The sequence below is a fragment of the Ruegeria sp. BG10 genome, assembly GCF_056538575.1.
The window spans coordinates 123,514-148,470 of record NZ_JBQFTI010000003.1; the positions used below are offsets into that span (position 1 = coordinate 123,514).

A 24,957-nucleotide genomic window follows, 5' to 3' on the forward strand; every position below is an offset into this window, starting at 1 on the left:
GTGAAAAAGTGTTTAAGCCGTTGCCACCCCGGCGGCGGGCGTGTCAGTCTGTGGTCTGATACGGAGGTCTGCGATGCGTCGAACCCGGTACTTCTCCGCTCTGTTCGCCCTTGTTTTTGGTGCCACACACGCGATGGCGGAATGCGCCTCACCACAGCAGATCGACCGCTTTGTGCAGGATTACCTGACCGCGACGCCCACGGTGGCGCTGTCGCCCGGCGGCAGCATGGCGGACGCGCTGTGTACGCAAGGCAGGCTTGTCGCCGCGTTAGAGCCGCATCTGGGTCCGGTCATCGGATACAAGGCGGGTCTGACCAGTGCCCCCGCGCAGGAAAGGTTCGGCGCGTCCGAGCCGGTTCAGGGTGTGCTGTTTCGCGATATGATGCTGAATGACGGAGCCACTGTTCCCGCCGCGTGGGGGGCGCGTCCGGTCTTTGAAGCCGACCTCATTCTGGTGGTCGGCGACGCGCGGATCAATCAGGCGACAACACCGGCCGAAGTGCTGGAGCAAGTCTCGGCCATCCATCCCTTCATCGAACTGCCCGACCTAACGCTTGCCGAGGGCGAACCGATCACGCCGGTGACCCTGACGGCCATCGGCGTCGCGCCGAAATTGGGCGTGTTGGGCCCGGCAGTTCCGGTCACCGACCCGGCGGAGATGACGCGGGCGCTGTCGGATATGACGGTAACGCTCAGCGCGGCGGATGGAGAAGTTCTGGCTCAGGTGCCGGGGGTGGCGGTACTGGGCCATCCGGCCAATGCGGCGCTGTGGCTGATGTCCAGGGGGATCGTCTTTCAGCCCGGAGACCTGATCTCGGTCGGGTCGTTCGGGCCGCTGTTCCCGCCGTCAAAGGGCAAGGGTGGCGCATCTGCCTCCTATCGGGGCTTGCCGGGCGATCCGACGGTCCGCGTCGTGTTCGAATGATCATCGCCGGCCTTCACGCAGCCATCCACCCAGCAGGAAGCCGCCGGCCAGCAACAGCACCAGCCAAGGCGGCAGCAGCCCGGCCTGCGTGACATCGCGGGTTTCATAGGCATTGCGGGGTGTCAGACCGATCCAGCCGCGCCCCGCGGCGGGCCGCCCGGCCCGCACATTGCGGATTGCGGGCAGCCCGTCCTCCAGCCGAATGACGCCGCCGCGCATTCCCGCCAGCACGGGCTCCAGTATCTCGCCCGTGGCTATGGTGCGTTCGAATTCCTTCGGTGCGGCAGGGCCCAGACCGATCACTGCCGTTTGCTCGCCTTCCTGCAGGCGGTAGAGGCCAATTTCCGGCCCGAAATACCGGGCTTCGAAACGGCCGGGGCTGACCTCGTCCAGGGTGATATCAAGCGTTTCGCCATTCGGGCGTGTCACGGTTACCGGCCCGACCTCGTCCTCCAGCGTCTGACGGATGATGCGCATGACCTGACCATTGGCTTCGGCCCACAGCGCCTCTTCCTCAAGCTCGGGCTCTTTCATCATCCAGTGGGCCAGCCGCCGCAGCAGCTCCAGCTGCGGGCCGCCACCTTCATAGCCGCGGCTCCACAGCCAGGCATGATCCGAGGCCAGCAGCGCCACGCGCCCCTCGCCCACCCGGTCCAGCACCAGCAGCGGGCGGTCGTCCACGCCGGTCATCAACAGCTCGCCAGTGCGGTGATTGACATCGATCTGACGCAACCACGCGCCCCAATCCTCGGAATCGCCGAGGTTCGTCGTCACCGGATGGCGATGACCCAGATCGGTGACCATTGGGACAAAGCGTTCCTCGATGATCCGGGCTGTCGGCTGGGCCGGAAGGATTGGTGCCAGCGGGGACCGGAAGATACTGTCTGCGCTGGCAAAATCCGGACCCGCAGCGATCAGCACCGCGCCACCTTCGTTGATGTAGTTGGTGACATTGTCCAGATAGATCGCCGGCAGGATGCCGCGGCGCTTGTAGCGGTCAAAGATGATCAGGTCGAAATCGTTGATCTTTTCCAGAAACAGCTCGCGCGTCGGGAAGGCGATCAGCGAAAGCTCGTCCACCGGCACGCCGTCCTGTTTCTCGGGCGGACGGAGGATGGTGAAATGCACCAGATCCACCGAACTGTCAGATTTCAGCAGGTTGCGCCATGTCCGCCCGCCGGGGTGCGGCTCGCCCGAGACCAGCAGGACACGCAGCCGGTCACGCACCCCGTTCATCTGGATCAGCGCGGTGTTGTTGCGGTCGGTCAGCTCTCCCTCGGCCTGTGGCACCGTGAACTGGATGACATTGCGCCCGCCATGGGGCAGCGTGATCGGCAGTTCCACATCGACGCCAATCGGGATGCTGAAGCTTTGCGGTTCATCTCCGTCCACCGAGATTTCCAGCGGCGCGGTGGCCGCTCCGCCGGGCGCGGCACCGCTGTCCTCGACCCGCAGGGTCAGGGTGACGGGTTCGCCGATAATGGCAAAGGCCGGGGCGTTGCGGACAATCAGGCGGCGGTCCCAGTCAGTGGCGCGCCCGGTTTGCAACAGGTGCATCGGCGCGGGCAGATCAGGGGCCTGATCGACATCGTGCACGATTCCGTCCGACACCACCAGAATGCCGGCGATGCGTGCGCGGGGTTCTTCGGCCAGCGCCGCGTTCAGCGCCGCCATAACCTGTGTACCTTCGTCGCCATCCCCGTCACCCAAGGGGATGCGGCGCAGCTCGGTGTTGTCGCGCGACTCGATCTCGGCCGCCAGCGCGTCAGCCGCCAACAAGGTCTGATCCGCCCGATCCGACAGGGTCTGGCTGGCGCTTTGATCCTCGACCATCAGCACGATATCGGTCAGCGGCGCGCGGTCCTCGACCTGATAGACCGGACCCGCCAATGCGGCGATCACGACCAGCGCCGCCAAACCGCGCAGGGCCCAGCCCGACAGACCGCGCCATAGGGCCAGAACGATGCCGCCGACCGCAATCGCGGCCACGACGGCCAGAACAGGCCAGGGAATCAGCGGATCGAAGATGACGGTTCCTGTCATTGTCCCAGCCTGTCCAGCAGGGCGGGCACGTGGACCTGATCGGATTTGTAATTCCCGGTCAGCACATGCATCACCAGATTGACACCAAAGCGACTGGCCAGCTCGCGCTGGCGCTCTCCGGCATAGCCGCGCCCCACCGGCAACAGCGCCTGCCCGTTGCGGTCCACCGCCCAGGCCGAAGCCCAGTCATTGCCGCCGATCACCACCGGCGTCACGTTGTCGTTGAGGTTGCGGAAGGGCATGCCCTCAATCTGTTCCGCATCCGGAGGCGCAGCTTCGACCCAGACCTCGGTTCCCGCATAGCGGCCCGGGAAATCCTGCAACAGGTAAAAGGCACGGGTCAGTACATGGTCACGCGGAACAGGCTCTAACGAAGGGATATTCAACGGCCCGGCCAGTTGTTGCAGCTTGCGTCCGTTTGGGCTGGAGGCGCCGAACCGGGCCACATCCGCATCCCGCGTATCGAACAGGATCATCCCGCCGGACCGCAGATAGGCGTTGAGCCGGGCATACGCCTCGGCCGAGGGCTGTGGCTGATCCGGCGTGATCGGCCAGTAGAGCAACGGGAAAAACGCCAGATCATCACGTTCCAGATCAATCCCTATGGGCTCGGCGGGCTCGACCGACGTGCGATAGAACAGCGTCTGCGCCAGACCGCGCAGGCCGGCCCCCGCCACATCGTCGACCTGTGCGTTGCCGGTCAGCACATGGGCCAGCACCAGCTCTTTGGTGGCATTCAGCGCAAATTCCGTGTCCTGCGGTGTCTGCGCCTGTGCCTGCGGCACCAGCATCACCGCCGCCAGCGCAACCGCAGCGGCCTTTGCCAAACCCAGTCGTCCGGACAAGGCCAGCGAGGCGATTACATCCACGGTCAGCAGCAGCAGCGCCAGACTGAGCAGAAGACCCCCGACCGGCGTCTCTGTTGTCACCTCCTGCCCCCTGACCGGAACACCCGGCGGCCAGACCACCGGGCTGAGTTCCGCGTCATCGGACAGCACATTCAGGGCCAGTTTCTGCTTGCCGCTTTCATACAGGCCGGGCCGCAGGCCGGGGCCAACGGTTCCAGACACCAGCGCCGCCCCGTCGACCCCGGCCAGATTGCCCGCGTCAGACAAGGTGCCAAAGCCGTCCATGACCTGAATCGGTTCCCACGTGGTGCCCTGCAACTGGGACACCTGCCGGGATTTCGCCGCTGAGGCCACGGCCAGACGGTCCAGCATTTCCACAAACAGGCCCGACAGCGGCAGGCTGGACCACTCGGCATCCGCGGTCACATGGAACAGCACCACCTGACCCAGCCCCAGCGCCTTGCGTGTGACCAGCGGCGTGCCATCCGACAGCGAGGCGATTACCCGGTCGGCCAGATTCGGGTCCGGCTGCGCCATGACCTGGGTGGTAACCGTCACGTCACCGGGCACCCGCAGCCCGAAAAAGGGTGAGTTTTCCGGGAAAGGCGCCAGCCCCTTGGCCTCGCCCCAGCTCATCGCGCCGCCGACCGACCGGCCACCGCTGCGCAGGCGCACGGGCAACAGAATGTCCTCCTCGGCCCGGCCCAGATCGCTGGCGGCCATCCGCGGCCCGGCAAAGCGCAGCAGCAGACCGCCCTGTTCGACCCATTCGACCAGCGCGGCCTGTTCCGCATCCGCCAGACCCGCCACATCCGCCAGCACAATGACATCGGGATTGGCAGGCAGCACATCCAGCAGACCGCCTTCTACAAAATCCGCCGTCGGGACCAGAACCTGCGTCAGGTAATGCAACGGCGACAGCAGCTCCAGCCCTTCACGGTTCAGCGTGCCTGCGATCAGCGCCACCTCGCGCCGGCGCAGGCTGTCATCGGTCAGGGTGACAGCCCCGGCTGAACGCTGCCCCTGAATTTCGAACCGTGTGATACGGGCGCGCAGTTCGGATGGCAGGGCCAGTTCCACCTGTGCCTGCCCCTCGCCACCGGCAAATTCCATCTCGGCTGACTGCAAAACGCGCATGGCACCGGCCGGATCACGGCCCTGTGCCAGCACGGTGATACGGTCGGCCGGGGCGGGAACGGCCCGCCGGGCCGTCAGTTCGATAACCCCGTCCTGATAGGCCGCCGGCAGGATCGCAACCACAGGCGATGGTGACTGAAACACGGTCACGGCCCCGCGCGCCTGCAGCGCCGACAGTACCCTGTCATGCCCGTCATAACTCAGCCGGTCGCTGAACCAATGAGAGTCAAAGCCACCCTCGACCTGATCCAGCGCGGCGAGCACCTGATCAATCTGCGCCGTGGTCGGCTGCCATGGCATCGGCGCCAGCCCCGGCAGACGTCCGCGCCATGCCTCGGCCGCCTGAAACACCGGCGTTTCAGGTTCGGTCAGCCCCAGGATCGCCACGGTGCGCCCCGCCCGACCGGCCTCGGTCAGTTGCGCGTCGATCTGATCCAGGGTCGAAGACCACCGCGTCGCCCCAGCCCAACTGGCATCGAGCACCAGCAGCAACGGCCCTGATCCGGTCTCGTCACGTGACGGGTTCAGCACCGGTCCCGCCAGTCCGATGATGATCGCCGCCGCCGCCAGCATCCGCAGCAACAGCAGCCACCACGGCGTCCGGTCCGAGACACTTTCGTCATCCTTCAGACCCAGAAGCAGCGTCACCGCCGGAAACAACCGCCGGATCGGCGCGGGCGGCACCGCGCGCAGGATCAGCCACAGGATCGGCAGGGTCAGAAGACCCAGCAACACCCAAGGCGCGGTGAATCCGATGCCCGCCAGAACCGTCATACCGTCCCCCCGTCCAGCGCGCGATAGAGCCACAGCAAGGCCACCTGCGCGCTGTCGCCGCTGTGATGCAGGCCCAGCTGCCACCCCGTCGCGCGGCACAGGCGGGTCAGCGCATCCTTGCGTTCGGCGAGCCGGTCCAGATAGCGGTCGCGCAGGTCCCCGGCTTTCAGGGTTTCATGCCTGACAGAACCTCCGACGCTTTCAAAGATCGTGCGGCCGCGATAGGGAAAACTCTCTTCGCCCGGGTCGAGAACCCGCAGCAGGACGCCGCGCACGCCGCGGTCGGCGGCCTTGGTCAGTGCCAGTTCGACCTCGCCCAGAGGGCCGAGAAAATCAGAGATGAACACGGCACGGGCATGAGGGATCATGGCGCGGTGTTCGGGCGGGGCATAATCTGGCGCGGCGTCTTCGGACCAGGCCTGCGCCAGCCGGATGATCTGCGCATTGCCGCGCCGGGGCGGCAGGGTGGTGCCGGTCAGCCCCACACGTTCGCCGCCGCGCACCAGAAGAATGGCCGTCGCCAGCCCCAACAGCCGCGCGCGGTCGGCCTTGGTGGGTAAGGACTTGTCCGAGGCAAACCGCATCGAAGCACCCTGATCCACCCACAGCATAACCGATTGCGCAATCTGCCATTCCCGTTCACGCACATATTGCTGATCCCCGCGCGCCGAGCGCCGGTGGTCGATCAGGCGGCGACTGTCGCCGATCTGGGCGGGGCGGTATTGCCAGAAATCATCGCCAAGGCCCGAACGCCGGCGTCCGTGATCCCCCAGCAGGACGGTACCGGCCAGATGTTCGGCGCGCGCCAAAAGCGGCGGCAGCCGCGACGCCTCGGCTTCGGATCTTTCGCGAAGGGTCAGCGCGGCATTCACGCCGCGGCCTCGGTGCGGATCAGTCCGGCAGCGGTGGATTCGATCAGCTCGGCCAGGCTGTCACCCCGTGCCCGCGCCGCAAAGTTCAGCGCCATCCGGTGGCTCAGCACCGGGCGCGCCATGTCCAGCACGTCCTCGGCATTGGGGGCCAGTCGGCCCTGCAGCATCGCCCGCGCCCGCACCGTCATCATCAGCGCCTGCGCGGCGCGGGGGCCGGGCCCCCAGGCCACGGTTTCCGCGACCCGTTCCGAGGCGCCGGGTTCTTCCGGGCGGAAGGCGCGGACCAGATCGAGGATCAGTTCCACCACCGACTCGCCCACCGGCATACGGCGCAGCAGAACCTGCGCGGCCAGCAACTCGTCCATGCAGAAAATCTGATGCGACTCTTCCTCTTCCACGCCTGTGGTGGCCAGCAGAATGTCACGTTCGGTCTGACGGTCGGGGTAATCCACGTCGATCTGCACCAGGAACCGGTCCAGTTGCGCCTCGGGCAGCGGATAAGTGCCCTCCTGCTCAATCGGGTTCTGCGTGGCAAGAACGTGGAACGGTACGCCCAGCGCGCGGTCTTCACCGGCAACGGTCACTGTGCGTTCCTGCATCGCCTGCAGCAACGCCGACTGCGTCCGCGGGCTGGCGCGGTTGATTTCATCCGCCATCAGCAACTGGCAGAAGATCGGACCGGGAATGAAACGGAAATGGCGGCTGCCATCTTCGGCGGTGTCCAGAACCTCGGACCCCAGAATATCGGCGGGCATCAGGTCGGGCGTGAACTGAATGCGGTTGCCATGCAGGCCCATCACCGTCGACAGCGTCTCGACCAGCCGCGTCTTGCCCAGGCCGGGCAGACCGATCAGCAGGGCATGCCCGCCGCACAACAGCGCGGTCAGGGTCAGATCCACGACCCTTTCCTGTCCGATAAAGCGGCGGGTGATCGAGGACTTGGCCTCTTGCAGTTTGGTTTCCAGCGCTTCGATCTCGGACACGAGGTCGGCAGGTTCGGTCATGACTTTCCCTTCCGTGGACTAATATGGTTGAAGTGTATCGCGCGAAAAGGAAATGGCAAAAGCAATGAGCGGACAAAAACCTGTGACACCTTCGCCGGAAGGTTTGGCAGCATCAGTCAAATCAACCAAAACCAGGGGTTTGCCGCCTGTTCATCTGTGGAATCCTCCGTTTTGCGGTGATCTGGACATCCGGATCGCCAAAGATGGGTCATGGAGTTACTTAGGGTCACCCATCAACAGGTTCGAGCTTGTGAAGCTTTTTTCCTCAATTCTTAAGAAAGAAGACGGGAAGTACTTTCTGGTGACCCCGGTCGAAAAGGTGGGAATCACCGTCGAGGACGCACCATTCGTGGCGGTGGACTTCGATGCCGAAGGCCAGGGCCGGGATCAGGTTCTGACGTTTTCCACCCATGTCGGCGACAGCGCGATGGCGGGGCCGGATCATCCGATCCGGATTGTCACCGATCCCGAAACAGAGGAACCTTCCCCGTATATACTGGTGCGCGCGAACCTTGAGGCGCGGATCGACCGCAAGAGCTTTTACCGCCTTGTCGACATCGCCGAACACAATGGTGACGGGTTCGGCGTCTGGTCCGGCGGGCAGTTCTTTCCGCTGATCAAGTCCGGGGACCTGCCGGATTAGGCCCGCTGCGCCGCCCGGCGATCCTGCGCCAAAATCACCGCCACAGCGACAATCGCCGCGCCCAGCGCACGGGTCCAGTTCCATTCCTCGCCCAACACCAGCATGATCAACATCACGTAAAACGGTGCGACATTGATATGGAATGAGGCCAATGCGACCCCCAGCCTGCCCACCGAAGCAACGAAGAACACCTGACTCAGACCCAGCGAGACCAGAGCATAGATCAACAGCATACCGACCTGTTGCAGATCGACCGCTGCGGCGGGCATGACCTCCATCCCCATTTGTCCCGCTGCAAAGAACAGAACCCCGGCCACGACCAGCCCGCCGACAAGCGTGATCGAGCTGCGCCCGATCTGGCTGAGTTCCGGAAAGTCCCGCGCGGTCGCCATGCTCGCCCAGCAGAACAGCCCGGTCGACAGGATGGCGCAGCCAGCGCCCAACCCCAGCTGGGCCGGGGCCACCGCGCTGGTGGCGATCAGCCCGCCGATGATCGACACCAGCACACCCAGGGCAAAGTTCAGCCGCAACCGCCGCGTTCCGGTCGCCAGTTCCAGCAGGGTTGCAAACAACGGCGCGCAGGAGGCGATGATGGCCACGGTCACCGGATCGGTCAGTTTCTGCGCCAGAATGATCAGGAACATGCCGGCGCCCAGCGTTCCGCCGACCAGCAACGCATGCCGCCAGCGGGCGCGAAGCACTAGCGACGGACCGTCGATCAGTATCCAGACCGGGACCAGAAAAACCACCGCCAGGGCCAGCCGGGCCGCGAACAGTGCGACCGGAGGCCAGCTTTGCAGCAGCACTTCGGCCGCCGGAAACCCGGCCGCCCAGGTCAGCATGGACGCCACGGCCAACCCGTTGCCGGAAAAGGCGGAACTGCGCCCGCCAGACACAGACAGGGTGTTCCCGCGCACGGGGTCAGGGCTCATCGCCATGGTATTCGGACCTTCTGTTGGTACGGCGCCGTTGAAATGATTCGCCGTATTGTCCCAAAGGTTCCTGAAACCGGCGGGGCGATCTGGCTGATTTTCGACAATCTGTCGTTTTCAGTCCCTTTCCCGGCAGGCACCGCGCGATTAAGGTCCCCCCACCCTTTGCCCGAGGTCACACATGCCCAAATTCGCCGCCAATATTTCCCTGCTTTTTGCCGAGCTTCCCTATCTTGACCGCTTTCAGGCGGCGGCGGATGCGGGTTTCAGGGCTGTCGAGATTCTGTTCCCTTACGAACTGGCCGCGAAAGAGACCCGCCGCGCCCTGCTGACCAACGATCTGGAACTGGTGCTGATCAACGCGCCACCCCCGAATTACACCGGCGGCGCGCCCGGATACGCGGCGGTGCCCGGCGGCGAGGCCCGGTTCCGGTCGGATATCCGCCGCGTCCTGCGCTATGCCGAGGTGCTGCGGCCGGGGCTGATCCACATCATGTCAGGCTATGCGGCCGGAGCAGAGGCGCTGAACAGCTTTGTGCAGAACCTGCAATGGGCTGCGGATATCGCACCCCGGCAGCAATTCACGATCGAACCGCTCAACCCGTCCTCGCAGCCCGGGTATTTCCTCAATGACTATGATCTGGCGGCTGAAGTACTGGACCGGGTGGACCGCCCCAATATCGGTCTGCAATTCGACAGTTTTCATGCTCATATGATCCACGGCGATGCGCTGGCGGTCTGGGATCGCTTTCACCCCAGAATTGCCCATGCTCAGATCGGGGCCGCCCCGGACCGGGCAGAACCGGGCCGCGGGCCTACGGATTTCACACGCCTGTTCGCGGCCATGGATGAGGCCGGCTATTCCGGTTGGGTCAGCGCCGAATACAACCCGTCTACCCCGCGCACCGTTGCATCTCTGGGCTGGATGTAGTTCCGGAACGACGTCCTGTCTGGAATTCGGCTGGAAAATACCGCAAACCGGGGCAACGCGATTCTCAGGATGCCTCAGATGATCCCCAGCCGCTATGCCCGTACCCTGTTCAGCCTGATCATGTCGGGATTGATGTCCTGCATCGTGACCGGCATCGCAACGGTCAAGGCGATCGGCTTCGGGCCAGGCACACTGGGGGACTGGATGGCATCCTGGGCCTTTTGCTGGCCCATAGCCTTCACAGTGATCCTTGTACTGGGCCCGTCGGTGCAACGGCTGGTCGGCCGGATGGTCAGACCGCAAGACTGACCCGCTGCGAAGAGGGCCCGCCGGGCCGGATGAGCAACGCCGCGCTTAATGCGCCTCGGCCCAGTTGGCCCCCTGCCCGGCATCCACGCTCAGCTTCACATCCAGCTTCACGGCAGGATCGGATGCGCCTTCCATCACGTCGCGGGCCACACCGATCACCTGATCCACCGCGTCCTCGGCCACTTCGAACAGCAATTCGTCATGCACCTGCAACAGCATCTTGGCAGGCAGCCCGTTGATGGCATCCGGCATCCGCACCATCGCGCGCCGGATCACATCCGCCGCCGTGCCCTGAATCGGTGCGTTGATCGCCGCCCGGCGTGAAAACCCGGCATGCGGTCCCTTGGCGTTGATCTCGGGCGTGTGGATCTTGCGCCCAAACAGCGTCTGCACATAGCCATGTTCTTTGGCAAACGCGACGGTGTCGTCCATGTAGCGGCGTATGCCCGGGAACCGCTCGAAGTAGCGGTCAATGAACCCCTGTGCCTCGGCCCGCGGGATGCGCAGATTGCGCGCCAGACCAAAGCCCGAGATGCCATAGATCACACCAAAATTGATCGCCTTGGCCTGACGGCGGATATCCGGCGTCATCTCGTCCAGCGGTACATCGAACATCTCGGACGCGGTCATGGCGTGAATGTCCAGACCATCCGAAAACGCCTGTTTCAGAGCCGAAATATCCGCGATATGCGCCAGAATGCGCAACTCGATCTGGCTGTAGTCGAGGCTGACCAGCACATTGCCCGGCTCGGCAATAAATGCCTCGCGGATGCGGCGGCCTTCCTCAGTGCGCACAGGGATGTTCTGCAGGTTGGGATCGGTCGAGGCCAGACGTCCGGTATTGGCCCCGGTGATCGAATAAGACGTATGCACCCGCCCCGTGTCGGGGTTGATATGGGTCTGCAGCGCGTCTGTATAGGTCGATTTCAGCTTGGAAAGCTGCCGCCAGTCCAGCACCCGGCGCGGCAGTTCATGTTCGGTGGCAAGGTCTTCCAGAATATCGGCCCCGGTCGAATATTTCCCGGTCTTGCCCTTCTTGCCGCCTTCCAACCCCATCTTGTCGAACAGGATCTCGCCCAGTTGCGCGGGGGAACCGACGTTGAATTTCTCATCCGCCAACTCGTGGATTTCAGCCTCTAAGCCGGCCATTTTTTGCGCGAATGCGTTGGACATGCGGCTGAGAACATCGCGGTCAACCTTGATGCCGTGCATCTCCATCTCGGCCAGCACCGGCACCAGCGGACGTTCGAGGGTCTCATACACCGTCGTCACCTGCACCTGATGCAGTTGCGGCTTGAACAGCTTCCACAGACGCAGGGTGATATCGGCATCCTCGGCGGCATAGGCCGTGGCCTCGTCAATCGGCACCTTGTCGAAAGTAATCGCCGATTTGCCCGAGCCCAACAGCGGCTTGATCGGGATCGGCGTGTGGTTCAGGTAACGCTCGGACAGCGTATCCATGCCATGCCCATGCTCGCCGCCATGCATCGCATAGGACATCAGCATCGTATCGTCGATGGGTGTGACGTCGACTCCGTAACGCCTGAATATCTTGGCGTCATATTTCATGTTCTGCCCGATCTTGAGGATCGACGGGTCCTCGAACATTGGTTTCAGCAGGGTCAGGGCCTCATCCAGCGGCATCTGCCCCTCGGCCAGCGCGTCCGAACCGAACAGGTCATCACTGGCTCCGTCCCGATGCGTCAGTGGGATATAACAGGCCTCGCCCGCTTCGACACACAGCGAGATACCGACCAGATCGGCGATCATCTCGTTCAGGCCGGTGGTTTCGGTATCCACCGCGATCCAGCCGCGCTCATAAGCCCTGTCGATCCAGGCCTGCACCGCCGCAGCGTCCCGCACGCATTCATATTTCTCTGCGTCGAACGGGACGGTTTCGGCCTCTGTCTCAACTTCGGCAGCGGGCGCTTCGGGGATCACCGGAGTCTCGACCCCCAGCTTGTCAGCGATGCGCTTGGTGAGTGTTCGGAATTCCATTTCGGCCAGAAAACCCATTAGCGCATCCGGCTCGGGGTCTTTCACTTCAAGATCGTCCAGCGTGAAATCCAGCGGTGTGTTTTCGTCCAGCTGCACCAGCTTTTTCGACAATTCGATCTGGTCGCGCTTTTCGATCAGGGTCTGGCGGCGCTTGGGCTGTTTGATCTCTTCCGCGCGGTCGAGCAAGGTTTCCAGATCACCATATTCGTTGATCAGCAGGGCCGCCGTCTTGACTCCAATGCCCGGCGCGCCCGGCACGTTATCCACGCTGTCACCTGCCAGCGCCTGCACATCGACGACGCGTTCCGGGCCGACGCCGAATTTCTCGATCACCCCGTCCCGGTCGATGCGCTTGTTTTTCATCGCATCCAGCATTTCGACGCCGTCGCCAACCAACTGCATCAGGTCCTTATCCGAGCTGACGATGGTCACCCGGCCCCCGGCCTCACGCGCCTGAACGGCGAGCGTGGCAATGATGTCGTCGGCCTCATACCCCTCCAGCTCTTTGCAGGCGATGTTGAAGGCGCGGGTCGCCTCGCGGGTCAGCGGCATCTGCGGCCGCAGGTCTTCGGGCATTGCCTCGCGGTTGGCCTTGTAGAGGTCATAAAGGTCGTTGCGGAACGTATGAGAGCCCTTGTCGAAGATCACCGCCACATGGGTCGGCGCGTCCGGCCCGTCATTCCCTTCGACATATTTCTGCAGCATGTTGCAAAAGCCCGAAACCGCCCCGATCGGCAACCCGTCGGATTTCCGCGTCAGTGGCGGCAGCGCGTGATAGGCCCGAAAAATAAAGGCTGATCCGTCGATCAGATGCAGGTGACACCCTTTTCCGAAATTGCTCATGCGCGCTCTCCCTGTCGGTCAGGGATGGTTCTGCCACAGGGTCGGACGGGTGGCCAGTCAAGAACGTCTTTCAGCCGCCGGAGAGACCCGAGAAGAAATCCGAGAAACTGTGCAGCAGCGCCATGATGACCAGCACCCCGAGGAAGGCAAAAAAGGCGAAGGCGAAGAACTGAAACAGGATCGCGCCCGTGCCGATCACCGCGCCTGCGATGGCCGGGCGCATATTTTCGTGGCGCAGAATGCCGATGGCCGAAAAGATAATGGCCAGCCCGCCCAGCATCGCCACACCGATGCGCAGAAGATCGTCCAGATCACGGGTGGGGGTGACGGGCGCGGGCTGTTCCATCCCGGCCGCGGCGCGCAGGGTGGACTTGCCGATCTCTGCTGCCAGTTCACCCAGAGAGACGCCAGCTGTCTGTTGCGGCGCAAATGGCCCTGCCCAGAAAACGAACAGGGCGGACAGCAGAGAAACCGCGCCGACCGCAAATCCCAGCCAGCCGAATACAGGCGACGGGGGCGTTTGAACCGAAACATGCGACATGGGTACTGCTCACGTTGTTTGACCCGCCATTACCGCAACAAAACGGCGATTCTGGGGCGGGTTCACGGTGCAGAGCTTTGGAAAAGCCAGCGCGACAGCGTGACGGAATAGGGCAGCGGCACCCAAAGACCAAACCGGATATCCGCCGCACGCAACATCTGTCCCACCCAGACGTTGCAGGTCTGCAAAAGGTTGAACCGGCCCCGTGCCTCGAAAAACCGGTCTGTTGCAGAAAATCCCGGCACATCCAGCGGCCGCAAAGCGCTCTGATCCGATCGGGCAAAGCTGGCCTCGATCGCAATCAGGAAGCGGTCGAACTGAGCGGGCGTCATTGTTATCCACGGCAGCTCGGCATCCGGCCGCAGAGGTCCCAGCACGTCGGCTCGGATCACCGAACCGTCGCCTGTCAGCCCTTTGAGAATGGCCATGGCGCTGACATCCGCATAGGTGCCTGTGGTGGTATAGAATTCGCGTGCGCCCCAGCCGATCAACAGCCATCGGGCCTGTGGCTGATCCAGTGCAAGCCCCGCATCGGACAGGGCGCGCAGCCTTTGGCGGACATCCGGGGTCAGCGGGATCAGAAAATCGTAATGTATCGGACCCCGGATCAGCCCGACCTCTACAGTCGCCCGGCCGTTATCCGAGCTGGTGCGCCCCGGTATGATCGCCCCGAGCGTCGCCGCCAGAAAATAGAGAATTACCAGCAGACCCCCGCCCAGCGCGACGCGTCGGGCGGCCCGGCGCACTTATTCCGCCCCGGAACCCTTCAGCACATATTTGCAGTCGCAATAGGGGCATTCGACCCAGCCCGTATCCTCGGGGATCTGCAACCAGACGCGCGGATGGCCCAACGCACCTTCGCCGCCGTCACAGGCGACACGGGCGGTTTCGACGATCTTGGTTTCCGGCGCTTCGATGGTCACGGCTGGCGATCCTTCTTCGGTTGTCGGCCTCGCGGGCATGTAATAGGTGCGTTTATGAGCGATGAGCAAACCGGGGGCAAGAGCCACATGAGCGATGCGGCAATCAGGATCGAAGGGCTGCGCAAGACCTATCGCGGCGGCAAGGCTCAGCCCGAGAAGCAGGCGCTGAAGGGCATCGACCTGACTGTCCCGCGCGGCTCGGTCTTTGGTCTGCTGGGGCCGAACGGGGCCGGCAAATCGACCCTGATCAACATTCTCGCCGGTCTGGTGGTGAAATCGGCGGGGTCCGTGTCAATCTGGGGTTTTGATCAGGACCGAAACCCGCGCCAATCGCGCGCTGCAATCGGCGTGATGCCGCAGGAACTGAACCTTGACCCCTTTTTCACGCCGCGCGGCGCGCTGGAAGTTCAGGCCGGGCTGTATGGCGTGCCGAAGTCCGAACGCCGCAGCGACGAGATTCTGGAACTGGTTGGCCTCAGCGACAAGGCCGAGGCGTATGCCCGCACGCTTTCGGGCGGGATGCGGCGGCGGTTGCTTCTGGCCAAGGCGCTGGTGCATCACCCCAAGATTCTGGTTTTGGACGAACCCACGGCGGGTGTGGATATCGAACTGCGCCAGATGCTTTGGACCAACGTGCGCAGGCTGAATGAACAGGGCATGACCATCATTCTGACCACGCATTATCTGGAAGAAGCGCAGGAAATGTGTGACGAGATCGCCATCATCAACCACGGCGAAAAAATCGCGCAGGACAGCACCGCCAACCTGCTGGGCCGCATGGACAGCCGCACCATGGTGATCGTACCGGACAGCCCGGTCATCGACCTGCCGGTCGCCGAAGGCGTCGACGCCGCGCTGCGCGATGACGGCAGCCTGGTGCTGCAATACCGCAGCGCCCAGACCAGCGCCGAGCAGGTTCTGGCCTCCGTACGAGCCGCCGATATCCGCATCCGCGACGTGCGCACCGAAGAGGCCGATCTTGAGGATGTCTTCCTAGCCCTGACCTCCAGCCGGGCCGACGATCCCCCGGCCGAGGACCGGAATCAGCCCCGCCGGGGGATGCACCGGGTCAAGCTTTAGACCCGGTCGATTCTTGCCTGATAGCAATTGTTGCGGGCCGAGCGGACGTGAATATAGGCCACATCCGGACGCGCAAAGATATCGCTGACCGCATTTCTGATCCGATCCGTGGGCGTGATCGCCCCGGTGCCATAGACGATCCGGTCATCCGCCCCGTAGCCCTTGATCAGATAGTCGGGCGAGGTCGTCAGAATCTCGGGCACCGCATCGCCCTGATGCCGTTCGCATGGCGCGGCGCACAGAAAAATCGGACCCGTTTCCGCATAGGGATGTGTCTCTAAAAAGGGGCGATGGGCCAGTATCAGCATGTCTTCTCCTTCTGGAATGTTGCGCAGACAATGCCGGCAGGGGTTGCCGTGCCCGTCTGACACCGCGCGCTCGGGGGTGGCACCATAAGCATCCGGGCCTCCGGCCTGATAGGCGCGGACTTCGTCGGTGGGAAGGGCAGTGATCTTGAACATATCGGGTCTCCTGTTTTGTGGCGACCATGCCCGCCCGCCTGCCCCCAAGGCGACCCGTTTCCTGCGCATTGGCGCAAAGGACTCGAAAAAGAACAAAACGTGAATATAATAGGGAATCGCCATGTATGCCGAACTGTCGATCACGTCGAACTTCACCTTCCTCACCGGGGCCTCACACCCCGAGGAGTATATGGAGCGCGCCGTTACCCTGGGCCTGCCTGCCATTGCGATTGCCGATGACAACTCGGTTGCCGGCATCGTCCGCGCCCATACCCAGGGGCGCGAGATCGCCCGCAAGGTGCGTGAGCGCTTGGAATGGGAGGCGCAGAACACCGCCATCGGCCCGCCCTGCCCCGATCACATCCCCAAGCCGCCCTCTTATCCGGTCCACGAGGTCCCGCGCCTGATCCCGGCGGCGCGACTGATCTTCACCGACGCGCCCACCGTGACCGCCCTGCCCCTGAACCGGCAGGGCTGGGCCAACCTGTGCCGCATCCTCTCCAAAGGTCGCCTGCGCGCCTTGAAAGGCGACTGCATCCTGCACCTGTCCGACCTGCTGGAATTTTCCGACGACCTCCACCTGCTGCTCTGGCCACAGGCGGACCGGTCCAAGGGCGGCGCGGACGCGTGGCGGACACAGGCGCAACAGCTGACGCGCCGCTTTGCCGGGCGGATGCATCTGTTGATGCATCCCCGATATGATGGTGCGGACAGCACGCATTTCTCTTTGTTAGAGACTAAATCGAAACAGCTCGACCTGCCCACCCTCGCCAGCGCCACGCCGATGATGCATCACGGCGCGCGCCGCAAGCTGGGGGATGTGCTGACCGCCATCCGCCTGCGCCGCAAGGTGGATGAGCTGGGCCGCGACGCGCTGGCCAATGGCGAACAGCGCCTGCGGTCGGAATCCGAAATGCTGCGCATTTTCAAGGGCCATGAGGGGGCTGTCGCCCGCGCTCATGCGCTCAGTGAACAGCTCACCTTCTCGCTTGATGAGCTGCGCTATGAATATCCCAGCGAAGGCAGCGAACAGGAGACCCCGACCCAACGCCTGCACCGTCTGGCGCAGGAGGGGCTGAACTGGCGCTATCCGGCGGGCGCGTCGGAGAAGGCGCAAAAGATGCTGGCGCATGAGCTCGCCCTGATCGGCAAGCTGAAATACGAGCCCTATTTCCTGACCGTCCGCGACATCGTCCATTTCGCCCGCTCCCGCGGCATCCTGTGTCAGGGGCGCGGCTCGGCCGCCAACTCCGTCGTCTGCTTCTGCCTCGGCATCACCGAGGTCAGCCCCGAGATGGGCACCATGGTCTTCGAACGTTTCGTGTCTGAGGCCCGCGACGAGCCACCCGATATCGACGTGGATTTCGAACATGAACGACGGGAGGAGGTGATCCAGCACATCTATGACCGCTATGGCCGCCACCGCGCCGGCCTCTGCGCCACGGTCGTGCATTATCGCGGCAAGCGCGCCATCCGCGAGGTCGGGCGCGCCATGGGCCTGACCGAAGACACCATCTCGGCGCTCTCCTCCCAGCTCTGGGGCTTTTTCTCAGCCGCCGGACTTGAGGCGGAACGCATGCGCGAAATCGGCCTCGATCCCGAGGATCGCCGCCTGAAACAAACTCTGATGCTGGTCTATGAGATTGACGGCTTCCCCCGCCACCTCTCGCAACATGTCGGCGGTTTCATTATCACCGAGGGGCGTCTGGACGAGCTTGTCCCCGTCGAAAACGCCACGATGGAAGACCGCACGGTCATCTGCTGGGACAAGGACGATATCGACAGTCTGGGCATCCTCAAGGTCGATGTCCTCAGCCTCGGCATGCTGACCTGTATCCGCAAGGCGTTTGATCTGATCACCCAGCATCACCAGACCAGCTATACCCTGGCCACGCTGCCGCCCGAGGACCCAACGGTCTATGACATGCTGTGCAAAGCCGACAGTATCGGCGTGTTTCAGGTGGAATCACGTGCACAGATGAACTTTCTGCCGCGGATGCGACCGCGCAATTTCTATGATCTGGTGATCGAGGTCGCCATTATCCGCCCCGGCCCCATTCAGGGCGACATGGTCCACCCCTATATCCGGCGGCGAAATGGCGAGGAAGAGGTCAGCTTCCCCTCGGACGCCTTGGGCGAGGTGCTGGGCAAGACGCTGGGCGTGCCGCTGTTTCAGGAACAGGCGATGCAGATCGCCATCGTGGGCGCGGGGTTCACCCCGGAACAGGCCGATCGGCTGCGCCGCTCGCTCGCAACCTTCAAGAAACATGGCAATGTCAGCGAGTTCCGCGCGCTCTTCTTGCGCGGCATGGCGCGAAACGGCTATGAACAGGACTTCGCGGAACGGTGTTTTTCGCAGATCGAAGGCTTCGGCTCTTACGGTTTCCCCGAAAGCCACGCGGCCAGCTTTGCGCTGCTGGTCTATGCCTCGGCCTGGATCAAATGCCACCATCCGGGCATCTTTGCCTGCGCGCTGCTGAATTCACAGCCGATGGGATTCTATGCTCCGGCGCAAATCGTGCGGGATGCGCGCGAACACGGGGTGCAGGTGCGCCCGGTCTGCATCAATGCCAGCTTCTGGGACAATGTGATGGAACCCGACGGCCAGGGCGGGCTGGCCCTGCGGCTGGGGTTCCGTCAGATCAAGGGGCTGAGCGAGGAAGACGCCAGTTGGCTCACCGCCGCGCGCGGCAACGGCTACCATCAGGTCGATGACGTCTGGCGCCGCGCCGGGCTGGGCCCATCGGTGATCGAACGGCTGGCCGAGGCCGATGCCTTTGCCGCCTGCGATCTGACCCGGCGCGAGGCGCTGTGGCAGGCCAAGGCGATTGCCACCGCCAAGCCCTTGCCGCTGTTTGCACAGGATATGGAAGGCGAAGCGCTGGACGAGCCCGAGGCCTATCTGCCGCAGATGACGCTGGGCGAACAGGTGGTCGAGGATTACGTGGCCACCCGCCTCAGCCTCAAGGCGCATCCGGTGGCCCTGCTGCGGCATCTGCTGACGCCCGAGCCACGCGACAAAACCACCCCTGTCGCCTGACAGCTGAACGGGATATTGGCCAGGAACAGAGACGAAACCGGGCACCTCATGACCAGACCAACCCTGCCGCCGCGCTTCCCTGCGACACCTGACCAGATCAACGCACAGGTCAACGCGTTCTATGCCCGTGTCCGGCAGGACGGGCTGCTGGGTCCGGTCTTTGCCAACCATGTCACCGACTGGCCCGCACATGAGGAAAAGATCGCCGCCTTCTGGCGCAACGCGATCCTGTTTGAACGCAGCTATGACGGCAATCCGCAACGCATTCATATCGAACGGCCCGACGTGCGCCCCGAGATGTTCGCCCATTGGCTGGATCTGTTCGAAGAGGTTGCCACGCAGACGCTGCCCCCGGAAACAGCAACCCCGTGGGTCGCACTGGCCCAGCGCATCGGCATGGGCATGAAGGCCGGCGTTCAGTCGGCCCGCCAACCAAAGGACGCGCCGCCGGTTCTGCGTTGATCTCACGACATGGCAGGTTTGTCATGTTAGCGGTAAAATAGGGGCTTTGCGCCTTGCCGAAATGGGTTTACTCAGAGGCAGGCCAGCCGGAGACTTTGCCCGCGCTGCGATGACACACCGACACATCACCCGAGGCCAATTCGATGAGCACTCAAAACACCACCCTCAGGGGACTTGGCTTCGCGTTTCTTGGATTCGCGGTCTTTGCCAGCCATGACGCGCTGATCAAGGTGCTGGGCGGAACCTATTCGGTGATGCAGATCATCTTCTTCGCCACGCTATTTTCCTTTGTCCCCATGGCCGTCACGATCCTGACCGATCGGTCGACGGGCAATTTCATGCCGCGCCATCCCATGCTGGTCATGCTGCGATCCGCATTGATGGTGACGGGCATGTCCTGCGCGTTTTACGCCTTTTCCACGCTGCCGCTGGCCGAGGTCTATTCGCTGCTGTTTTCCTTCCCGCTGATCGTCACGGTGCTGTCGATCCCGATTCTGGGCGAGGTCGTCCGCGCCCAGCGCTGGGCGGCCGTGGGTGTCGGCCTGATCGGCGTCCTGATCGTGCTGCGGCCCGGTACGACCGACATCACGCTGGGGCATCTCGCCGCCCTGACCGCCGCCTTCTGCAGCGCATTTGCGTCCGTGCTGGTGCGCAAGATCGGCAATGAGGAACGCTCGGCCGTGCTGATCCTCTATCCGATGCTGCTGGCCATTCTGGTCATGAGCCTGGCCCAGCCCGCCGTCTATCAACCCCCGTCCCTGTTGCATCTGGCGATGATGGCGCTGGTCGGCGTGTTCTCGGTGATCGCGCAGCACCTGATCATCCTGGCCTATCGCGCGGCACCTGCCGGAGTCGTCGCCCCCAGCCAGTACAGCCAGATCATCTGGGCCACGCTGTTCGGCATGATTTTCTTTGGCGAAAAGCCCGACGGCTGGGTGGCTATCGGGGCCAGCATCATCATCGCCTCGGGCGTCTTTGTGGTCTGGCGCGAAAGCCGGGCAAACACATCGGCCAACACCCCGGTCCTGAGGGTGCGCTCGCCACGGTCGGATACCGGGGCGACGCGACCGGGGGAATGATCGGCCATTTTATTCGGTGAAGGTTACTCGGTGTCCTTGCACCTGATCTTGAAACCGCCATTCATGCCGCTTTCCTCGAAGCGGTCAATTGCTCTGACCAGATCACCGAGGCGCTTCTGGCCATAAGTGCGGGAATCGAAATCGGGATAGATTTTCCCAAGCTGGCTGCCAACAAAAGACAAGCTTGCCCAACCGTCAGCCTCTTTAGTGTTCAGAACAACATTCCGAATGAGCTGGTAGGCGTGATTCAGATCGTGCTTTGGCTTAGCGTCGTTGGGTTTTTTGGCTTCCTGCGAATCCGAGGGCGTTTTCTCAATGTTTTCTATGTAAATAAATCGGTTGCACGCAGCCACAAACGCAGAAGGAGCCTTGCGTTCACCAATTCCAAAGACATCCAACCCCTGTTCCCGGATGCGACTGGCGAGCCGGGTGAAATCACTGTCTGAAGATACCAGAACAAAGCCGCTGAACCGGCCTGAATGCAGGATATCCATTGCGTCGATTACCAACGCGATATCGCTTGAGTTCTTCTTGGTTGTATTTGCAAGTTGCTGATGGGGAACGATGGCATACTCGGCGAGAGATTTTGCCTCCCATCCTTGGGGCGAGCCATTGGAAAAATCCCCGTAAATCCGCCTCAGGCTGGCTTCTCCCAAGGAAGCGACTTCTTCGAAAATTTCTGCTGCGTGTTTTGCCGGTACGTTGTCCGCATCAATCAACACGGCCAGCCGGTCCGTTCTGCCTGCAGTCACGTTTTCCCTCAACTCAAATTTGTCGTTCAATACGAGGGATGTAAAAACACAAAAGGGGCGGAAAAAAGGCCCGCCCCTTGCGCAAATTTCAGGTCGTTCAGTAGACCACGACCGAGCGGATGCTCTCACCCTTATGCATCAGGTCAAAACCGTGGTTGATGTCGTCCAGACCCATCGTGTGGGTGATCATCGGGTCGATCTCGATCTTCCCGTCCATGTACCAGTCGACAATCTTGGGCACATCGGTCCGGCCCCGGGCGCCGCCGAATGCGGTGCCGCGCCAAGAACGGCCTGTGACCAGTTGGAACGGTCGGGTCGAGATTTCGGCGCCCGCAGGTGCCACGCCGATGATGATCGACTCGCCCCAGCCTTTATGCGCCGATTCCAGCGCGTCGCGCATCACGCCGACATTGCCGGTGGCGTCGAATGTGTAATCCGCGCCGCCTTTGGTCAGGTTGACCAGATAGGGGACCAGATCGCCTTCGACCTCTTTGGGATTCACAAAATCGGTCATGCCAAACTTGGTGGCCATCTCAACCTTTGACGGGTTGAGATCCACGCCGACGATCTGGTCGGCCCCGGCCAGTCGCAGGCCCTGGATCACGTTCAGACCGATACCGCCCAGACCGAATACGATGGCGCGGCTGCCGATTTCCACCTTGGCGGTGTTGATGACGGCACCGATGCCGGTGGTCACGCCACAACCGATATAGCAGATCTTGTCGAACGGCGCGTCCTCACGCACCTTGGCCAGCGCGATTTCCGGCAGGACCGTGTGGTTCGAGAAAGTCGAGCAGCCCATGTAGTGCAGGATCGGATCGCCATCCAGGGTCGAGAACCGGGATGTCCCGTCCGGCATCAGCCCCTTGCCCTGCGTTTCGCGGATCGCCTGACACAGATTGGTCTTGGGATGCAGGCAGTATTCACACTCACGACATTCGGGGGTGTAGAGCGGGATCACGTGATCGCCGGGTTTCAGGCTGGTCACGCCCGGGCCGACCTCGACCACCACGCCCGCGCCTTCATGGCCCAGAATGGCCGGAAACAGGCCCTCGGGGTCAGCGCCCGACAGGGTGAATTCATCGGTGTGGCAGATGCCGGTGGCCTTGATCTCGACCAGAACCTCGCCCGCTCTGGGCCCTTCGAGGTTCACGTCCATCACTTCCAAAGGTTTGCCCGCCTGAACGGCGACGGCGGCACGGGTACGCATTGTGCTTGTCTCCCTGTCTATTTTGCCCCGACCCTGCGTCAATTGCAGGGCGTTTTCAACTGTGCTTTGGTGGCAGCCTGGGTAAATTATTGATATTGCAGATGCGACATTGCCGGAAAGAGGAACGCCAATGCACCGTTTTATTCCCGCACTGATCCTGCTGGCCGCCTGCACCGAAGCGCCGCCGCCCGAGGATGCCCCGCTGCCGCCCGAACCTGCGCCGGTTGATCTGGCCTTTTGCGAGGGCGCGGCGTTGGCCGGTTCGGTGGGTCAGCCGGTTTCGACCGTTCAGGGCGTGTTGCCCGACCGTGCGCGGGTTCTGGGCCCGGACGGGATCGCGACGCAGGATTACCGCATCGACCGTCTGAACGTATTCGTCGACGAAGCCGGGATCATTCAGCGCCTGACCTGCGGGTAGGCGTGGACTCGGCAGGTGATTCTCATTTAAGAACAAAATGAGAACATTTTGATGTCTGCCCGATGCCCAAACGCCGAATACTCTCGCTCTGGTTCCCTCGTCTGGGGGCGGAACGGCTGGTCCGCGCCGCGCGGGGCCTGCAGGATGGACCTTTGGCTGTGGTGGCGGAACAGTCGAACATGCAGGTCGTCACCTCGCTGAACGTCGAGGCCCAGGCCGCCGGACTGCGCGTCGGTCAGCCGGTGCGCGACGCCCATGCCATGTGCGCGGCCCTGATCACCCGCCCCCGCAACGCCCCGGCCGAGGCCGCGTTTCTGACCGCTTTGCGCCGCTGGGTGGGCAAGTTCAGCCCCTGGGTGGCCGAGGAATCGCCGGACGGGCTGGTCGTTGACCTGTCGGGTTGCGCGCATCTGTTTGGCGGTGAAGAGGCGCTGCTGAACGTGATCGAGACCGATTGCGCCGATATGGGGCTGAGCGTGCAGATGGGCATCGCCGACACGCTGGGCGCGGCCTGGGCGCTGGCGCGCTATGCGGGGCAAGAGGCCACATCGGACCGCAGCGGCGACGCCATCAGTCAGGAGGCCCGCGCCACCCGCGCCCGGGCCACCAAACGGCGGCACTGGACCAAAGGCGGCGCCGCACCGCGGGTGATGGCGCTGGGCGGCGGCGCGCGGATCGCCGCGCCGGGGCAGTCCTATGGGGCGCTCAGCCCTCTGCCCATCGCGGCGCTGCGGCTTGAGGATCAGGTGGTCGCGCAACTGAACCGTCTGGGTCTGCGCCGGATTGGCGATCTGCTTGGGCAACCCCGCGCGTCCCTGGCGCGGCGGTTCGGGCGGGGGCTGGTGCTGCGGCTGGATCAGGCGATGGGCAGCGCGCCCGAGCCGGTCTCGCCCGCCCGCCCGCCGCATCACTTTGCGGTGCGGATGACCCTGCCCAACCCGATCGGGTTGACCGAAGACGTGATGGCCGCCATCGACCGGATGCTGCCGACGCTCTGCGCGAAGCTGGAGGAAAAGGGCCGCGGGGTGCGGACCCTGCGGCTGGAAGCGCATCGCGCAGATCAGGCGGCCGAGATTGTCGAGGTGGGTTTGGCCCGCCCGACCTGTGACAAACACCGTATTCGCCCTTTGTTAGAGATGAAAGTCGACAAGATCGATGCGGGTTATGGCATCGACATGATGCGCCTTGAGGCGATCCAGTCTGAGCCCATCCACGCCCGCACCATGGCCGGCCATGCCGAGGCCCGCCGCGCCGTGCGTGATCGGCTGGAGGGCAATACCGCCGTGGATGATCTGATCGGCAAGCTGGGCGCGCGGGTGGGGCTTGAGGCGATCACGCGGCATCACCCGGCGGCCTCGCATATCCCCGAGAAAACCGCGCAGGTTCTGGCCGCCGCCTGGTCCGAACCCGCCCGCGACTGGCCGGCCCCGCCGCGGCCCCGGCCCCTGCTGATGTGGCAGCCCGAACCGGTGATGGCCCCGGAAACGCCGGATGTGCCCGCCGCCTTCCGCTGGCGCGGGCGCGACTGGCAACTGGCGCAGGCCACCGGCCCCGAACGCATTGCGCCGGAATGGTGGCTGGACGACCCCAACTGGCGCAGCGGCGTGCGGGATTACTGGGTGGTGGTCACCGAACAGGGCGAGCGGCTGTGGCTGTTCTACGGCCATGGCGGCACCATGTCGGCGGGCTGGTTCTGTCAGGGGCAGTTTGGGTAGATTGCGCTGATCAGAGT

Annotated in this window: 22 protein-coding genes; 10 read left to right on the forward strand and 12 right to left on the reverse strand. The window is 63.5% G+C overall.

Annotated elements, in window-relative coordinates:
• Nucleotides 1-73: 73 nt before the first annotated feature.
• On the forward strand, nucleotides 74-925 hold the full coding sequence (locus ACR0D8_RS13920) for a 2-keto-4-pentenoate hydratase (RefSeq protein ID WP_480647334.1): 852 nt from the start codon (nucleotides 74-76) through the stop codon (nucleotides 923-925).
• Here ACR0D8_RS13920 and ACR0D8_RS13925 read toward each other — a convergent pair whose 3' ends face one another.
• From ACR0D8_RS13925 to ACR0D8_RS13940, 4 genes are read right to left on the reverse strand one after another with little or no spacing between them, the layout of a single operon-like run.
• Nucleotides 926-2,968: a hypothetical protein gene (locus tag ACR0D8_RS13925; RefSeq protein ID WP_480647336.1), complete on the reverse strand. Its 2,043-nt coding sequence runs from the start codon at nucleotides 2,966-2,968 to the stop codon at nucleotides 926-928. It lies immediately after the preceding gene.
• Nucleotides 2,965-5,727 (reverse strand): DUF4159 domain-containing protein, encoded by a 2,763-nt coding sequence (locus ACR0D8_RS13930; protein ID WP_480647338.1) that lies wholly within the window; start codon nucleotides 5,725-5,727, stop codon nucleotides 2,965-2,967. Before ACR0D8_RS13930 ends, ACR0D8_RS13925 begins: the two co-directional genes overlap by 4 nt.
• Complete coding sequence (locus ACR0D8_RS13935) at nucleotides 5,724-6,599, reverse strand: DUF58 domain-containing protein (protein WP_480647339.1); 876 nt, start codon at nucleotides 6,597-6,599, stop codon at nucleotides 5,724-5,726. The genes ACR0D8_RS13930 and ACR0D8_RS13935 overlap by 4 nt, the downstream gene beginning before the upstream one ends.
• Nucleotides 6,596-7,603, reverse strand: a complete 1,008-nt coding sequence (locus tag ACR0D8_RS13940; protein ID WP_480647341.1) for an AAA family ATPase — start codon at nucleotides 7,601-7,603, stop codon at nucleotides 6,596-6,598. The genes ACR0D8_RS13935 and ACR0D8_RS13940 overlap by 4 nt, the downstream gene beginning before the upstream one ends.
• Nucleotides 7,604-7,667: 64 nt before the next feature.
• Between ACR0D8_RS13940 and ACR0D8_RS13945 the strand changes: the two genes are divergently transcribed.
• A complete protein-coding gene (locus ACR0D8_RS13945) occupies nucleotides 7,668-8,246 on the forward strand; it encodes a DUF1285 domain-containing protein (protein WP_480647343.1) in 579 nt (192 codons plus the stop codon).
• Here the strand turns inward: ACR0D8_RS13945 and ACR0D8_RS13950 are convergent.
• Complete coding sequence (locus ACR0D8_RS13950) at nucleotides 8,243-9,184, reverse strand: DMT family transporter (protein ID WP_480647345.1); 942 nt, start codon at nucleotides 9,182-9,184, stop codon at nucleotides 8,243-8,245. The genes ACR0D8_RS13945 and ACR0D8_RS13950 overlap by 4 nt on opposite strands.
• Nucleotides 9,185-9,359: 175 nt before the next feature.
• Between ACR0D8_RS13950 and ACR0D8_RS13955 the strand changes: the two genes are divergently transcribed.
• Nucleotides 9,360-10,109 carry a hydroxypyruvate isomerase family protein gene (locus ACR0D8_RS13955; protein WP_480647347.1) on the forward strand — a complete coding sequence of 250 codons (750 nt, stop codon included), beginning with the start codon at nucleotides 9,360-9,362 and terminating at the stop codon, nucleotides 10,107-10,109.
• Between the two features lie 78 nt (nucleotides 10,110-10,187).
• The gene (locus tag ACR0D8_RS13960) at nucleotides 10,188-10,418 is read left to right on the forward strand and encodes a DUF2798 domain-containing protein (RefSeq protein ID WP_480647349.1); all 231 of its coding nucleotides are present in this window, start codon (nucleotides 10,188-10,190) and stop codon (nucleotides 10,416-10,418) included.
• Between the two features lie 45 nt (nucleotides 10,419-10,463).
• Here the strand turns inward: ACR0D8_RS13960 and polA are convergent, their stop codons facing one another.
• The 4 genes from polA to ACR0D8_RS13980 all read right to left on the reverse strand — a co-directional run bounded on the left by polA (nucleotide 10,464) and on the right by ACR0D8_RS13980 (nucleotide 14,723).
• Nucleotides 10,464-13,259: a DNA polymerase I gene (polA, locus tag ACR0D8_RS13965; RefSeq protein ID WP_480647350.1), complete on the reverse strand. Its 2,796-nt coding sequence runs from the start codon at nucleotides 13,257-13,259 to the stop codon at nucleotides 10,464-10,466.
• 70 nt (nucleotides 13,260-13,329) lie between these two features.
• Complete coding sequence (locus ACR0D8_RS13970; protein ID WP_480647352.1) at nucleotides 13,330-13,800, reverse strand: hypothetical protein; 471 nt, start codon at nucleotides 13,798-13,800, stop codon at nucleotides 13,330-13,332.
• Between the two features lie 62 nt (nucleotides 13,801-13,862).
• Nucleotides 13,863-14,546, reverse strand: coding sequence for a TIGR02117 family protein (locus tag ACR0D8_RS13975; protein WP_480647354.1), 684 nt, complete (start codon nucleotides 14,544-14,546; stop codon nucleotides 13,863-13,865).
• On the reverse strand, nucleotides 14,547-14,723 hold the full coding sequence (locus ACR0D8_RS13980) for a zinc-finger domain-containing protein (protein ID WP_480647356.1): 177 nt from the start codon (nucleotides 14,721-14,723) through the stop codon (nucleotides 14,547-14,549).
• A gap of 87 nt (nucleotides 14,724-14,810) precedes the next feature.
• On the opposite strand from ACR0D8_RS13980, the gene ACR0D8_RS13985 reads away from it, so the two are divergent.
• Nucleotides 14,811-15,803: an ABC transporter ATP-binding protein gene (locus ACR0D8_RS13985; RefSeq protein WP_480647725.1), complete on the forward strand. Its 993-nt coding sequence runs from the start codon at nucleotides 14,811-14,813 to the stop codon at nucleotides 15,801-15,803.
• Here the strand turns inward: ACR0D8_RS13985 and ACR0D8_RS13990 are convergent.
• Entirely contained in the window at nucleotides 15,800-16,264 is a 465-nt protein-coding gene (locus ACR0D8_RS13990; RefSeq protein ID WP_480647358.1) for a DUF1203 domain-containing protein, read from the reverse strand. The two genes, ACR0D8_RS13985 and ACR0D8_RS13990, sit on opposite strands and share 4 nt — an antisense overlap.
• A 121-nt stretch (nucleotides 16,265-16,385) precedes the next feature.
• Here ACR0D8_RS13990 and ACR0D8_RS13995 point away from each other — a divergent pair, with 121 nt between their 5' ends.
• The 3 genes from ACR0D8_RS13995 to ACR0D8_RS14005 all read left to right on the forward strand — a co-directional run bounded on the left by ACR0D8_RS13995 (nucleotide 16,386) and on the right by ACR0D8_RS14005 (nucleotide 20,845).
• Nucleotides 16,386-19,304: an error-prone DNA polymerase gene (locus ACR0D8_RS13995; protein WP_480647359.1), complete on the forward strand. Its 2,919-nt coding sequence runs from the start codon at nucleotides 16,386-16,388 to the stop codon at nucleotides 19,302-19,304.
• A 48-nt stretch (nucleotides 19,305-19,352) separates the two neighbouring features.
• Nucleotides 19,353-19,766 carry a group III truncated hemoglobin gene (locus ACR0D8_RS14000; protein ID WP_480647361.1) on the forward strand — a complete coding sequence of 138 codons (414 nt, stop codon included), beginning with the start codon at nucleotides 19,353-19,355 and terminating at the stop codon, nucleotides 19,764-19,766.
• Nucleotides 19,767-19,909: 143 nt separating this feature from the next.
• Nucleotides 19,910-20,845 carry a DMT family transporter gene (locus tag ACR0D8_RS14005; protein WP_480647363.1) on the forward strand — a complete coding sequence of 312 codons (936 nt, stop codon included), beginning with the start codon at nucleotides 19,910-19,912 and terminating at the stop codon, nucleotides 20,843-20,845.
• Nucleotides 20,846-20,868: 23 nt separating this feature from the next.
• Here the strand turns inward: ACR0D8_RS14005 and ACR0D8_RS14010 are convergent, their stop codons facing one another.
• Nucleotides 20,869-21,597, reverse strand: a complete 729-nt coding sequence (locus tag ACR0D8_RS14010) for an NYN domain-containing protein (RefSeq protein WP_480647365.1) — start codon at nucleotides 21,595-21,597, stop codon at nucleotides 20,869-20,871.
• A 97-nt stretch (nucleotides 21,598-21,694) separates the two neighbouring features.
• Complete coding sequence (locus ACR0D8_RS14015; RefSeq protein WP_480647367.1) at nucleotides 21,695-22,807, reverse strand: S-(hydroxymethyl)glutathione dehydrogenase/class III alcohol dehydrogenase; 1,113 nt, start codon at nucleotides 22,805-22,807, stop codon at nucleotides 21,695-21,697.
• A gap of 130 nt (nucleotides 22,808-22,937) precedes the next feature.
• On the opposite strand from ACR0D8_RS14015, the gene ACR0D8_RS14020 reads away from it, so the two are divergent.
• Both ACR0D8_RS14020 and ACR0D8_RS14025 read left to right on the forward strand, forming a co-directional pair.
• Nucleotides 22,938-23,225 carry an I78 family peptidase inhibitor gene (locus ACR0D8_RS14020; RefSeq protein ID WP_475156609.1) on the forward strand — a complete coding sequence of 96 codons (288 nt, stop codon included), beginning with the start codon at nucleotides 22,938-22,940 and terminating at the stop codon, nucleotides 23,223-23,225.
• A 62-nt stretch (nucleotides 23,226-23,287) separates the two neighbouring features.
• Nucleotides 23,288-24,940: a DUF6504 family protein gene (locus ACR0D8_RS14025; protein ID WP_480647369.1), complete on the forward strand. Its 1,653-nt coding sequence runs from the start codon at nucleotides 23,288-23,290 to the stop codon at nucleotides 24,938-24,940.
• The last annotated feature ends 17 nt before the right edge of the window (nucleotides 24,941-24,957 follow it).

Coding starts and splice junctions, on each gene's coding strand:
- ACR0D8_RS13920 (WP_480647334.1), top strand. CDS start 74: ATGCGTCGAACCCGGTACTTCTCCGCTCTGTTCGCCCTTGTTTTTGGT.
- ACR0D8_RS13925 (WP_480647336.1), bottom strand. CDS start 2,968: ATGACAGGAACCGTCATCTTCGATCCGCTGATTCCCTGGCCTGTTCTG.
- ACR0D8_RS13930 (WP_480647338.1), bottom strand. CDS start 5,727: ATGACGGTTCTGGCGGGCATCGGATTCACCGCGCCTTGGGTGTTGCTG.
- ACR0D8_RS13940 (WP_480647341.1), bottom strand. CDS start 7,603: ATGACCGAACCTGCCGACCTCGTGTCCGAGATCGAAGCGCTGGAAACC.
- ACR0D8_RS13945 (WP_480647343.1), top strand. CDS start 7,668: ATGAGCGGACAAAAACCTGTGACACCTTCGCCGGAAGGTTTGGCAGCA.
- ACR0D8_RS13950 (WP_480647345.1), bottom strand. CDS start 9,184: ATGGCGATGAGCCCTGACCCCGTGCGCGGGAACACCCTGTCTGTGTCT.
- ACR0D8_RS13955 (WP_480647347.1), top strand. CDS start 9,360: ATGCCCAAATTCGCCGCCAATATTTCCCTGCTTTTTGCCGAGCTTCCC.
- ACR0D8_RS13960 (WP_480647349.1), top strand. CDS start 10,188: ATGATCCCCAGCCGCTATGCCCGTACCCTGTTCAGCCTGATCATGTCG.
- polA (WP_480647350.1), bottom strand. CDS start 13,259: ATGAGCAATTTCGGAAAAGGGTGTCACCTGCATCTGATCGACGGATCA.
- ACR0D8_RS13970 (WP_480647352.1), bottom strand. CDS start 13,800: ATGTCGCATGTTTCGGTTCAAACGCCCCCGTCGCCTGTATTCGGCTGG.
- ACR0D8_RS13985 (WP_480647725.1), top strand. CDS start 14,811: ATGAGCGATGCGGCAATCAGGATCGAAGGGCTGCGCAAGACCTATCGC.
- ACR0D8_RS13990 (WP_480647358.1), bottom strand. CDS start 16,264: ATGTTCAAGATCACTGCCCTTCCCACCGACGAAGTCCGCGCCTATCAG.
- ACR0D8_RS13995 (WP_480647359.1), top strand. CDS start 16,386: ATGTATGCCGAACTGTCGATCACGTCGAACTTCACCTTCCTCACCGGG.
- ACR0D8_RS14000 (WP_480647361.1), top strand. CDS start 19,353: ATGACCAGACCAACCCTGCCGCCGCGCTTCCCTGCGACACCTGACCAG.
- ACR0D8_RS14005 (WP_480647363.1), top strand. CDS start 19,910: ATGAGCACTCAAAACACCACCCTCAGGGGACTTGGCTTCGCGTTTCTT.
- ACR0D8_RS14015 (WP_480647367.1), bottom strand. CDS start 22,807: ATGCGTACCCGTGCCGCCGTCGCCGTTCAGGCGGGCAAACCTTTGGAA.
- ACR0D8_RS14020 (WP_475156609.1), top strand. CDS start 22,938: ATGCACCGTTTTATTCCCGCACTGATCCTGCTGGCCGCCTGCACCGAA.
- ACR0D8_RS14025 (WP_480647369.1), top strand. CDS start 23,288: ATGCCCAAACGCCGAATACTCTCGCTCTGGTTCCCTCGTCTGGGGGCG.